This is a genomic window from Flavobacterium sp. LK-23, from assembly GCF_058135255.1.
Map to the genome: position 1 here is coordinate 530,975 of NZ_JBYUVT010000001.1, position 13,157 is coordinate 544,131.

Annotated in this window: 12 protein-coding genes; all 12 read left to right on the top strand. The window is 34.0% G+C overall.

The window, feature by feature from the left end; translation table 11 throughout:
• The first annotated feature begins 15 nt into the window (after positions 1 to 15).
• Positions 16 to 1,254, top strand: coding sequence for an NADH-quinone oxidoreductase subunit D (locus AC3Y25_RS02255; RefSeq protein ID WP_489901594.1), 1,239 nt, complete (start codon positions 16 to 18; stop codon positions 1,252 to 1,254).
• A gap of 197 nt (positions 1,255 to 1,451) precedes the next feature.
• Positions 1,452 to 1,982, top strand: coding sequence for a complex I 24 kDa subunit family protein (locus AC3Y25_RS02260; protein ID WP_489901595.1), 531 nt, complete (start codon positions 1,452 to 1,454; stop codon positions 1,980 to 1,982).
• Between the two features lies 1 nt (position 1,983).
• Positions 1,984 to 3,354 (top strand): NADH-quinone oxidoreductase subunit NuoF, encoded by a 1,371-nt coding sequence (gene nuoF, locus AC3Y25_RS02265; protein ID WP_201999056.1) that lies wholly within the window; start codon positions 1,984 to 1,986, stop codon positions 3,352 to 3,354.
• A gap of 93 nt (positions 3,355 to 3,447) precedes the next feature.
• The gene (locus tag AC3Y25_RS02270; RefSeq protein WP_179003262.1) at positions 3,448 to 4,476 is read left to right on the top strand and encodes an NADH-quinone oxidoreductase subunit G; all 1,029 of its coding nucleotides are present in this window, start codon (positions 3,448 to 3,450) and stop codon (positions 4,474 to 4,476) included.
• 6 nt (positions 4,477 to 4,482) lie between these two features.
• Entirely contained in the window at positions 4,483 to 5,535 is a 1,053-nt protein-coding gene (gene nuoH, locus AC3Y25_RS02275; protein WP_489901596.1) for an NADH-quinone oxidoreductase subunit NuoH, read from the top strand.
• Between the two features lie 86 nt (positions 5,536 to 5,621).
• Positions 5,622 to 6,167, top strand: a complete 546-nt coding sequence (locus AC3Y25_RS02280) for a NuoI/complex I 23 kDa subunit family protein (RefSeq protein ID WP_111286267.1) — start codon at positions 5,622 to 5,624, stop codon at positions 6,165 to 6,167.
• Positions 6,168 to 6,707 (top strand): NADH-quinone oxidoreductase subunit J family protein, encoded by a 540-nt coding sequence (locus tag AC3Y25_RS02285; protein WP_095929645.1) that lies wholly within the window; start codon positions 6,168 to 6,170, stop codon positions 6,705 to 6,707.
• Complete coding sequence (nuoK, locus tag AC3Y25_RS02290) at positions 6,707 to 7,027, top strand: NADH-quinone oxidoreductase subunit NuoK (RefSeq protein WP_008466103.1); 321 nt, start codon at positions 6,707 to 6,709, stop codon at positions 7,025 to 7,027. Before AC3Y25_RS02285 ends, nuoK begins: the two co-directional genes overlap by 1 nt.
• 6 nt (positions 7,028 to 7,033) lie before the next feature.
• Entirely contained in the window at positions 7,034 to 8,923 is a 1,890-nt protein-coding gene (gene nuoL / locus AC3Y25_RS02295) for an NADH-quinone oxidoreductase subunit L (protein WP_489901597.1), read from the top strand.
• Positions 8,924 to 8,933: 10 nt separating this feature from the next.
• The gene (locus AC3Y25_RS02300; RefSeq protein WP_489901598.1) at positions 8,934 to 10,373 is read left to right on the top strand and encodes a complex I subunit 4 family protein; all 1,440 of its coding nucleotides are present in this window, start codon (positions 8,934 to 8,936) and stop codon (positions 10,371 to 10,373) included.
• A gap of 66 nt (positions 10,374 to 10,439) precedes the next feature.
• Positions 10,440 to 11,831 carry an NADH-quinone oxidoreductase subunit N gene (locus AC3Y25_RS02305; protein WP_489901599.1) on the top strand — a complete coding sequence of 464 codons (1,392 nt, stop codon included), beginning with the start codon at positions 10,440 to 10,442 and terminating at the stop codon, positions 11,829 to 11,831.
• A gap of 164 nt (positions 11,832 to 11,995) precedes the next feature.
• Positions 11,996 to 12,766 (top strand): Bax inhibitor-1/YccA family protein, encoded by a 771-nt coding sequence (locus AC3Y25_RS02310; protein WP_489901600.1) that lies wholly within the window; start codon positions 11,996 to 11,998, stop codon positions 12,764 to 12,766.
• Positions 12,767 to 13,157 lie beyond the last annotated feature (391 nt).

Genomic DNA, 13,157 nt, shown 5'->3' on the forward strand with positions numbered 1-13,157 from the left:
ATTCAACATTATAAAATGTCAGAACTATTATTACCACCAGAGCATCGATATGCTAAAATAATTAAGGAGAGACTAAACGAAGACGGAAGCGAACTTTCTGTACTGAATTTAGGTCCGACTCACCCTGCTACACACGGTATTTTCCAAAATATCTTGTTGATGGATGGTGAAAAAATTCTTGAGGCTGAGCCAACTATTGGCTACATCCACAGAGCATTCGAAAAAATTGCCGAAAATCGTCCTTTTTATCAAATTACACCTCTTACAGACCGTATGAACTATTGTTCCTCTCCTATCAACAATATGGGATGGTGGATGACAGTAGAAAAACTATTAGGTATTGAAGTTCCTAAAAGAGCACAATATTTAAGAGTTATCGTTATGGAGCTGGCTCGTATTACAGACCACATTATCTGTAACGGTATTTTGGGTGTTGATACTGGTGCGTATACTGGTTTCTTATACGTTTTTCAATTTAGAGAAAAAATCTACGAAATCTACGAAGAAATTTGTGGAGCTCGTTTGACTACAAATATGGGAAGAATTGGTGGTTTTGAAAGAGACTGGTCTCCAGAAGTTTTCAAAAAACTAGACAAATTCCTAGAAGAATTCCCTCCGGTTTGGGAAGAATTCCAAAACTTATTCGAGAGAAATAGAATTTTCCTTGATAGAACTGTAAACGTAGGTGGTATCACTGCCGAAAAAGCAATGGCTTACGGATTTACAGGTCCAAACTTACGTGCTGCCGGAGTTGATTATGACGTACGTGTAGCGCAACCTTACTCCTCTTACGAAGATTTCGATTTTATTGTACCTGTTGGAAAATCAGGAGATACGTACGATCGTTTCTGTGTTCGTAATGCTGAAGTTTGGGAAAGTTTAAGCATTATTCGTCAGGCTTTAGAAAAAATGCCTCCAGGAAACGAATATCATGCCGAAGTTCCAGATTACTACCTTCCTCCAAAAGAAGACGTTTACACTTCTATGGAATCTTTAATTTATCACTTTAAGATCGTAATGGGAGAAGTTCCTGTACCAGTTGCAGAAATTTACCACCCAGTAGAAGGAGGAAATGGAGAGCTTGGTTTTTATTTAGTAACAGACGGAAGCAGAACTCCATATAGATTACATTTCAGAAGACCATGCTTTATTTATTATCAAGCATTCCCAGAAATGATTAAAGGCGCCATGCTTTCTGATGCAATTATCATCTTATCAAGTTTGAACGTAATTGCAGGAGAATTAGACGCCTAAATAATTGTTGATTTTAGATTTTAGATTTTAGATTGCTGATTGAGAATGCAGATTTTAGAATTTAGGTTTAAAATTATAATTGAGAATTGAAAATTCAGATTGAAGAATCTAAAACTTAAAACAAAGATTGCAGAATAAGGATTGTAGATAAAGATTTGAAAAAATCTAAAGTCTAAAATCTAAAATCTAAAATAAAAATGGAACGTAAACATTACAAACAAGAAATAAACATGACTGAAGCATTGATCGCTCGTATCAATGAATTAATCAGTCATTATCCTGAGGGCAAACAAAAATCGGCTTTATTGCCTGTTTTGCACGAAGTTCAGGATGCGCATAACAACTGGTTAAGTATTGAATTGCAAGATAAAGTTGCCGAGATTCTTCAGATAAAACCAATTGAGGTTTATGAAGTGGTTACTTTCTATACGATGTTCAACCAGAAGCCAATTGGTAAGTACATGTTTGAGTTCTGCCAGACTTCTTGTTGTTGTTTAAACGGTGCCGAAAATTTAATGGATTATACTTCTGAAAAATTAGGCATTAAAATGGGCGAAACAACTCCAGACGGAATGTTTACCATTGCTGGTGTAGAATGTTTAGGTGCTTGCGGATATGCTCCGATGATGCAATTAGGCGATTTCTACAAAGAGAAATTGACAGAAGAAAAAATCGATCAGATCATTGCTGATTGTAAAGAGGATAAAATAATATTACACGATAAATAAGATGTCACAAAAAATATTATTAGATAAAATCAATATTCCTGGAATCAAAACCTACGAAGTATATCGTCAAAATGGCGGATACGCTTCTGTAGAAAAAGCTTTAAAAACACTTACACCAGATGAAGTTACTGAAGAAGTAAAAAAATCAGGATTACGTGGACGTGGTGGAGCAGGTTTCCCTGCGGGAATGAAATGGAGCTTTATTGATAAAAAATCAGGAAAACCAAGACACTTAGTTTGTAATGCCGACGAATCTGAGCCTGGAACATTCAAAGATAGATTTTTGATGGAATATATTCCTCACTTATTGATTGAGGGAATGATTACTTCAAGCTATGCTTTGGGCGCTAACTTATCGTATATCTACATTCGTGGAGAATATATGTGGGTTTTCAAAATCTTAGAAAGAGCAATCGCCGAAGCAAAAGCTGCCGGATGGTTAGGAAAAAATATATTAGGATCAGGTTATGATCTTGAACTTCACGTACACTGTGGAGCTGGAGCATATATCTGTGGAGAAGAAACAGCATTAATCGAATCATTGGAAGGTAAAAGAGGAAACCCTCGTATTAAACCACCTTTCCCAGCGGTTTCTGGTCTTTGGGCAAATCCAACTGTGGTAAACAATGTGGAAACAATTGCGACGGTGCCATGGATTGTAAACAATTCTGGCGATGATTATGCTAAAATTGGAATTGGACGTTCTACTGGAACTAAATTAATTTCTGCTTCAGGGCACATCAAAAATCCTGGTGTTTACGAAATTGAATTAGGTTTAAGTGTTGACGAATTCATGAATTCTGATGAATATTTAGGAGGAATGTCTTCAAGCAGACCTTTGAAAGCATTTGTACCTGGAGGTTCTTCTGTGCCAATTTTACCAGCTGAATTGATTTTCAAAACAGCAAATGGCGAAGACCGTTTAATGACTTACGAATCTTTAAGTGATGGTGGTTTTGCTACTGGATCTATGTTAGGTTCTGGAGGATTTATTGTGTACAATGACACTGCTTGTGTAGTTAGAAACACTTGGAACTTTGCTCGTTTTTACCACCATGAGTCTTGCGGACAATGTACTCCATGCCGTGAAGGAACTGGATGGTTAGAAAAAATCTTATGGAGAATCGAAAACGGTCAAGGCCGTGAAGAAGATATCGAATTATTGTGGAGCATTCAGAGTAAAATTGAAGGAAACACAATTTGTCCACTTGGTGACGCTGCTTCTTGGCCAGTAGCTGCAGCGATTCGTCACTTTAGAGATGAATTTGAATATCACGTTCGTTTCCCAGAAAAAATTAAAAATAGAGATCACTTTGTTGCCGAGCCTTTCTCACAAGTTAAGCATTTAGTTGGCGGTAAAGTAATCGTTTAAAAAATATATAGCAGAAAGTTATAAAGTTAAAAATATTAAAAGGACAGCAACTCTTTTGAATATTCCGACTTTCAACATTCAAATCATAAAGAGATGAAAGTAACCATAGACGGTCAAAGTATAGACGTAGAACCAGGAACAACAATCCTGCAGGCTGCACGTATGATTGGAGGGGATTTAGTACCGCCAGCCATGTGCTATTACTCAAAATTAAAAGGCAGCGGCGGTAAATGTCGTTGTTGTTTAGTTGAAGTTTCTAAAGGAAGTGAAGCTGACCCACGACCAATGCCAAAATTAATGGCATCTTGTGTAACAGGATGTATGGATGGTATGGAAGTAAACAGTAAATCGTCTGCAAGAGTAACTGAAGCCCGTAAATCTGTAACAGAATTTTTATTAATCAATCACCCATTAGATTGCCCTATTTGTGATCAAGCTGGTGAATGTGATTTACAGAATTTAAGTTTTGAGCACGGAAATCCGAAATCACGTTACATTGAAGAGAAAAGAACATTTGAACCAGAAGATATTGGTCCAAATATTCAACTTCACATGAACCGTTGTATTTTATGCCAAAGATGTGTGCAAGTTGCAGATCAATTGACAGACAACAGAGTTCACGGAGTATTGGATCGTGGTGACCACGCTAATATTTCAACTGGAATTTCTAAAGCGATCGACAATGAGTTCTCTGGAAACATGATTGATGTTTGTCCAGTTGGAGCTTTAACAGATAAAACTTTCCGTTTTAAATCAAGAGTTTGGTTTAACAAACCTTATAACGCACACAGAGAATGTACTACTCCAGGATGTTGCGGAAAAACTACAGTTTGGATGTTTGGTGGAGAAATTCAACGTGTAACTGGTCGTAAAGACGAGTACCATGAAGTAGAAGAATTCATCTGTAACAGTTGTCGTTTTGATCACAAAGATGTGAAAGACTGGGTTATTGAAGGTCCTAGAGAATTTGAAAAGGATTCTGTTATCAACCAAAACAATTACACTCAAAAATTAGAGAAAGTTACAATCGATACAGAAAAGAATATTCTATTAGGTAGAGATATTGACCGTAAAAAGATTAGTATGGCTGCAATTCCATTAACTGATAAAGATCAAAAATAGTAAGAAATGGAAAGTGCATTTATTATAGAAAAAAGTGTTGTTATTGTTGTCGTTTTTGCGGTAACAATGATCATGGCGATGTATTCTACTTGGGCAGAACGTAAAGTTGCTGCTTTCTTGCAAGATCGTGTTGGACCAAACCGTGCTGGATGGGGAGGTTTATTACAACCACTTGCAGATGGTATGAAATTGTTCTCTAAGGAAGAGTTTTTCCCAAACACACCAAATAGATTTTTATTCGTAGTTGGACCTGCAATTGCAATGAGTACCGCTTTAATGACTAGTGCTGTAATTCCGTGGGGAGATCGTTTGCATCTTTTCGGAAGAGACATTATTCTTCAGGCTACAGATATAAATATTGCTCTATTATATATTTTTGGAGTGCTTTCTGTTGGAGTTTACGGTATCATGATCGGTGGATGGGCATCTAACAACAAGTTCTCATTGATGGGAGCAATTCGTGCAGCATCGCAAATGGTTTCTTATGAAGTTGCAATGGGACTATCGATGATTGCTTTATTAATGATGACTGGAACAATGAGTTTAAAAGAAATTTCATTGCAGCAATCAGAGTGGCATTGGAATGTATTATATCAGCCTTTATCATTCTTAATTTTCTTAATCTGCTCATTTGCAGAAACAAACAGAACTCCTTTCGATTTAGCAGAATGTGAAAACGAATTAATTGGAGGTTACCATACAGAATATTCATCAATGAAAATGGGATTCTATTTATTTGCTGAATATGCAAGTATGTTTATCTCTTCTACTATCATTTCTGTTTTATTCTTTGGTGGATACAATTACCCAGGAATGCAATGGATGGTAGAAAATGTAGGTGTAAATACAGCTAACTTATTAGGAATTGGAGTATTATTTATAAAAATATGTTTCTTCATTTTCTTCTACATGTGGGTACGTTGGACGATTCCAAGATTTAGATATGACCAATTAATGAACTTAGGCTGGAGAATTTTAATTCCGCTTTCGATTATTAATATCATGATTACAGGTGTTGTTATTTTAAGACACGAAATCTTAGCCGCTTTAGGATTCTAAGAACTGTAATTAGCTTCAAATAAAAACAAAATAGATTTTGAATTTGATCGATGTCAAATTATAAATCATAAACTATAATAGTAAAAATGTCAATAGAAACTATATCATTATCGGGTAGAAAAAAGGTGGTGTCAAATAAAGACATGTCTTTTGTTGAACGATTGTATCTTGTGGCGATTGTAAAAGGTTTGGTTATTACAGTAAAACACCTTTTCAGAAAAAAAGTTACCATTCATTACCCAGAGCAGGTTCGTGAAATGAGTCCAGTTTACCGTGGTCAACATATGTTGAAACGTGATGAACAAGGCCGTGAAAACTGTACAGCTTGCGGATTATGTGCTCTATCATGCCCTGCAGAAGCAATCACTATGAAAGCTGCAGAACGCAAACCTGATGAAAAACACTTGTATAGAGAAGAGAAATATGCAGAAATCTATGAAATCAATATGCTTCGTTGCATTTTCTGCGGTTTATGTGAAGAAGCTTGTCCAAAAGACGCTATTTACCTAACTGAATCTAAAGTATTAGTTCCTGCTAATTACAATAGAGAAGATTTCATTTTCGGGAAAGATAAATTAGTAATGCCTTTAGAAATGGCTTTGAAAAACGCTCAACTTAAAAACGCTAACTAAATGATACATATTCCTGATTTTGCACACGCAACAACTGTTCAAGTTATCTTTTGCTTTTTAGCGTTCATTACCGTTATTACTGCTTTCTTGACTATTTTCAGCAGAAACCCGATTCATAGTGCCATCTACTTGGTAATTTGTTTCTTTTCAATCGCTGGTCATTATTTACTATTAAATTCTCAGTTCTTAGCTGTTGTACATATAATAGTCTACTCCGGAGCTATTATGATTCTGTTCCTGTTTACCATCATGTTGATGAACCTGAACGAACAGCGAGAAGTTCACCGACCTAGAATTACACGTTTAGGTGCTATCGTTTCTTTCTGTTTAATATTGATTGTTTTGATTACAATCTTTATTAATTCGAAACCAATTGTTGGTGAATACGATTCTACTGGAGAAGATTTCCAATCAATTAAAGTTTTAGGTAAAATATTATTGAACGAATATATGGTTCCGTTCGAGTTTGCTTCGATCCTACTTTTGGTTGCTATGATTGGAGCAGTTCTATTGTCTAAAAAAGAAAAATTAAATAAATAATGGGTAATATATTAAATCAAATAGGTATTGAAAACTACATCTTTTTAAGTGTTGTACTTTTCTGTATTGGTATTTTTGGTGTATTGTACAGACGAAATGCTATTATCGTTTTCATGTCTATCGAAATTATGTTGAATGCGGTAAACCTTTTATTTGTTGCTTTTTCAACTTATCATCAAGATGCGCAAGGACAAGTTTTTGTGTTCTTCTCGATGGCGGTTGCTGCAGCCGAAGTTGCGGTAGGATTGGCCATTTTAGTTTCTATCTTTAGAAATATCGGATCAATCAGTATCGATAATTTAAAAAATTTAAAAGGATAATCAGAAATGGATACCAATTTAGCTTTAATTTTAGTTTTAACTCCTTTACTAGGTTTTCTAGTAAATGTCTTTTTTGGAAAAAGCTTAGGCAAAACAGTTTCTGGTGCAATCGGAACTATTGCTGTAGCAATTTCTTTTGTAGTTTCTCTTTTACTTTTTAATCAAATAACTTCAACTGGAAAAGGAATTGAAGTTACTTTATTTGATTGGATTCAAATTAGCAACTTAAAAATCAATCTTGGATTTTTATTAGATCAATTATCTGTTATTTGGTTACTTTTTGTAACTGGAATTGGATCTTTGATTCACTTATACTCTATCAGTTACATGCACGATGATGAGAATATGCACAAATTCTTCTCTTATTTGAATTTGTTCATTTTCTTTATGATCACGCTTGTAATTGGAAGCAACTTATTAGTTCTTTTCATTGGATGGGAAGGTGTTGGACTTTGTTCTTACCTATTAATCGGATTTTGGTATAAAAACCAAGATTATAATGATGCTGCGAAAAAGGCTTTCATTATGAACAGAATTGGAGATTTAGGTCTTTTGATCGGAATGTTTGTTTTAGCATTTACTTTCCGCACTTTAGATTATAGTGAATTGCAAGAGATTATTTTAAGAATAAAAATTGACCCTTCAATTTCTATGTCTTTATCAATTGCTGCTTTATGTTTATTCATCGGAGCTTGTGGTAAATCTGCACAGATTCCGTTATACACTTGGTTACCTGATGCGATGGCTGGACCAACTCCAGTTTCTGCACTGATTCACGCGGCTACGATGGTTACTGCAGGTATCTTTATGGTAACAAGATTAAACTTTGTTTTTGATCTTGCAACAGATGTTCAAACTGTTATCGCTATTATTGGAGCAATAACATCATTAGTTGCAGCTACAATTGGTTTAGTTCAAACAGATATTAAAAAAGTATTGGCTTACTCTACAGTTTCACAATTAGGTTTAATGTTCTTAGCATTAGGTTTTGGAGCTTATGAAGTAGCAGTTTTCCACGTAATCACTCACGCTTTCTTTAAAGCTTGTTTATTCTTAGGATCTGGATCTGTAATTCACGGATTACACGGAGAACAAGATATGCGTAACATGGGAGGTTTGCGTAAAGCAATGCCAATTACATTCTGGACCATGTTGATTTCTTCATTAGCAATCTCAGGAGTTCCATTCTTCTCAGGATTCTTTTCTAAAGACGAAATTTTATTGACAGCTTTCCACCACAGTATTCCATTATACGTTGTTGGATCGGTTGCTTCAATCATGACAGCTTTCTATATGTTCCGTTTAATGTTCTTAACTTTCTTCAAAGAATTTAGAGGAACTGAAGAACAAAAACATCACTTACACGAAAGTGGTTCATTAATTACTATTCCGCTTATCATCTTAGCTATTTTAGCAACTTTTGGCGGATTGATCAGTTTACCTGGAAACAGCTGGTTAAATGGGTACCTTGCTCCTCTTTTTACAAAAGTGGCAGGTGAAGAACACCATTTAGGCGCAACAGAATACACTTTAATGGGTGTAGCTGTTTTAGGAGGATTACTTGGAATTTTAATTGCTTACGTAAAATACTTTAAACAAGATAATGTTCCAGAATCTGATGAAAACATTACTGGTTTAAGCAGACTTTTATATGACAAATATTATGTAGACGAAATCTACGATGCAGTATTTGTGAAGCCAATTAATGTTTTATCTAAATTCTTTAGAGATCACGTTGAAACTGTATTATCTGCCGCTGTTTTTGGATTAGGTAAAATAGCAAGCGAAATTGCTTTCCAAGGAAAAAAATTACAAACCGGAAGTATAGGATTATATCTATTTGTATTTGTTTTAGGACTTTGTGCAATTGTTTCCTATATATTTTTAGCTCAATAATATTATTACTATGAACGTTTCTACTATATTAATTATACTTTTAATTGGTGCATTTGCCACTTACTTTTCTGGTGACAAACTAGCTTCAAAAGTTGCTTTACTTTTTAGTTTAGCTGCTTTAGGATGTTCAATTGTATTATTGAATAATTATAACGCTGGCGAAAATATCAGCCTAATCAACAGCTGGATTAATCAGCCTAAAATTTCATTCGCTTTAAACGGTGATGGACTTGGGCTTGCAATGGTTTTATTAACCGCAGCTTTAACTCCGATAATCATATTTTCTTCTTTCGGAAATGAATATAAAAATGCAAAAGGCTTTTATGCCCTAATCTTGTTTATGGCATTTGCTATGGTCGGGACTTTCTTAGCAGCTGATGGTCTTTTATACTATATTTTCTGGGAATTAGCACTTATTCCAATCTACTTTATTGCTTTGATCTGGGGTAATGGCGACGCTGAAGAACGCAGAAAAGCAGTGGTTAAATTCTTTATTTACACACTTGCCGGTTCGTTATTCATGTTAACTGCATTTATTTATTTATATCAAAAAGCAGGTTCTTTCTTAATCGAAGATTTATATAAAGTAAACTTATCTGCTTGCGAGCAATTCTGGATTTTCTTGGCTTTCTTCTTAGCTTATGCTATCAAAATTCCAATTATTCCTTTCCATACTTGGCAAGCAAATGTATACCAAAAAGCACCAACAGTTGGAACAATGCTTTTATCTGGTATCATGTTAAAAATGGGATTATACAGCGTACTTCGTTGGCAATTGCCAATTGCGCCTTTAGCTGCAAAAGAATATATGAATATTTTTATTGCTTTAGGAATTGCTGGCGTAATCTACGGATCAATCGTTGCATTGAGACAAAAAGATTTGAAAAAATTATTGGCTTATTCTTCTCTTGCTCACGTTGGTTTAATTGCTGCGGGATCTTACACCTTAACTCTTGATGGTTTAAGAGGAGCTGTTTTGCAAATGATTGCTCACGGTTTCGTTGTAGTGGGATTATTCTTTGCTGCTGAAGTAATTTTCAGAAGATATGAAACTAGAGAAATTGAAGAAATGGGCGGAATCCGTACTCAGTCTCCAAAATTCACATCAATGTTTTTAATCTTAGTATTAGCTTCTGTTGCATTACCAAGTACATTTAACTTTGTTGGAGAGTTTACCGTATTGTACAGTTTATCTCAAATCAATATTTGGTTTGCTATTCTTGGCGGAACAACTATCATTTTAGGAGCTTACTATATGTTAAGAATGTTCCAGCATGTTATGTTAGGTGAAACTAATTCTAAAACTTTTTCTGATGTTACGCTTAACGAAGGAGTTTCATTTGCGGTAATCATTGCAGTTTTATTATTCTTTGGTTTCTATCCAAAACCAATCACAGATTTGATTACACCAAGCTTGGAAACTATTTTACAAGTTATCAATAAGAACTAATATTTTAAACAAAAAATAAATTAGGATTCCACGTAAAAATTGAAATCCTAAATCAAAAAGATAAAAATGAATACATTAATAGCTATAACAGGATTGGGTATTTTCTGCCTATTGTTTGAAATTCTTAATTTAAGAAAGGCCATAGTCCCTATTACCATTTTGGGTTTAATAGGCGTATTGGCACTTAATTACTGTGAATTTGGAACAGAACAAAGTTATTACAACAATATGATAGCAGTGAGTAAGTTTTCTACAGCTTTTTCATCATTGTTTATCGTTTTGACGATTTTCCTTGTAGCGTTAAGTCACAATTTTTACCAAAATCACCCAACCAAAATTTCAGATTTCGTTGCAATTAAAGTATTCTTATTAGCTGGAGCTGTAGCAATGGTTTCTTTCGGAAACTTAGCAATGTTCTTTTTAGGAATTGAAATCTTATCTATTGCATTATATGTACTTGCTGCAAGTGATCGTTTGAATATCAAAAGTAACGAAGCAGGTATGAAGTATTTCTTAATGGGATCTTTCGCATCAGGAATTATTCTTTTCGGAATCTGTTTGATCTATGGTGCAATGGGAAGCTTTGATATTAGCGAAATTCACGAAAGTGCTTTGTCTGCAGAGTTACCAATCTGGTTTCCAATCGGAATGATTTTAATGGTTGTTGGAATGTTATTTAAAGTAGCTGCTGTTCCTTTCCATTTCTGGGCTCCAGATGTTTATGAAGGTTCTCCTGCACTAACAACTGCTTTAATGAGTACATTAGCAAAAGTAGTAGCAATAGCAACTTTATTTAAACTGATTGCTGGCATGAACTTCATTTCTTCATTAGAAAATCAAGATCTATTGCATACTTTTGAAGTTATAGTGGTTATTATTTCTATTGCTTCAATGTCTGTTGGTAATATTATGGCACTTAGACAAGTAAACGTAAAACGTATGCTTGCTTTCTCTGGAATCTCTCACGCAGGTTTCATGTTAATGACATTGTTAACTGTTTCTGCATCGGCTGGAGTTTTATTATATTATACTGCTGCTTATGCATTGGCAGGAATCGCTGCTTTCAGTGTGATTTTATATGTATGCAGAGATCAAGATAATGAAGATATTACAAACTTCCACGGTTTAGGAAAAACAAATCCGCTATTGGCTGCAGTTTTAACGGCTTCATTATTATCAATGGCTGGAATTCCTATTTTCTCTGGATTCTTTGCTAAGTTGTTCTTATTCAATCAAACAATTCAAGCAGGATACATTGGTTTAGTAATCGTTGCCGTAATCAACTCTATTATTAGTGTTGGATATTATTTCAAACTGATCATCGCAATGTATTCTAAAGAACCTAATCAAGAAAGAACAGGAAGACCATTCCTTATTTATGCTACAGCTGTAGTATCAATTGTTTTAAATATTGCTTTAGGTTTATTCCCATCGTTAGTTTTAGACTTATTGAAATAAGATAATTTCTTTAAATTAAAATATTCAAAATCCATTAAATTAGTTTTAATGGATTTTTTTTTATGTCTTAAATAAAGAACAGAAATTCATGTTAAAAAATTCTTCTATGCAAGTGCACATCAAAAAATCTCCATATATTTGAATTCAATTAAATGTATTACAATATGAACTTTAATTCAAAAAATCCATTTTTAAACAGTAAGCGTTTTTCGTCTAGTACTGAATCAAGAACAGAAGTACACCAAGCTCAGATTATTGATTACAATCAAGAAATGACGGTGTCTGGAACAATTAACAAAACAGCAATCTTATTTCTAATTTTATGCGGAGCTGCTATGGTAACATGGTGGATGGCTTTTAATGGAATGAATCCGATGTTACCTACAATTGGAGGTGCAATTATTGGTTTTATTTTAGTTTTAGTTTCTTCATTCAAACCACAGCTATCTCCTTACCTAGCGCCAGGATATGCTTTATTCGAAGGATTGTTCATAGGTGGTATTTCTGCGATATTTGAATTAAAATTTCCAGGAATCGTAATCAATGCAGTTGGTGCAACTCTTGTTACTTTCTTGGTTTGCCTTGGTTTGTACAAATTTAGAATCGTAAAAGTTACAGAACAATTCAAATCTGTTGTGGTTGCTGCAACATTAGCAATTGCTACTTATTATTTAATTTCTTGGGTTGTATCAATGTTTACAAGCTGGACACCTGTTCATTATGGAAATTCTATGATGAGTATTGGTATCAGTGTTTTTGTTATCATTATTGCGGCACTTAACCTTTTCTTAGATTTTGATTTAATTGAAAAAGGTGCAAGAGAAAAAATGCCAAAATTTATGGAATGGTACGGAGCAATGGGATTAATGATCACATTGGTTTGGTTGTATATTGAATTCTTAAGACTTTTATCAAAACTTTCTAGTAAAGATTAATTGTCCAAAAATATTAATTCAGGCCCTTTTGAGTAAAATCAAAAGGGCTTTTTTTATTTCTAATAGACTAAAATTTGAATGCCAATTCAATATTCTAGCTAAATCTTCTAAGAATAATCTCCCATTCAAAACACAAAAAGAATCCATTTCCTACAAAAAATTAGAATGTAATTTATGTAATAAAAAAAAATTACAGATTATACCCATTCATTTTGTTTAAGGTTTAAAATTACTAAAAGCGAGAAAAATACGGCTTTCCGTACTCAACGACTAATATGTAATAAATTACAATTAATGCAATTTATTACATTTTTAACATTTTAAAAGCTTAATATTTAAAGTATCCTCTTTTTTTTAGCAAAAAAATTATACTATTAAAAATTAATATATA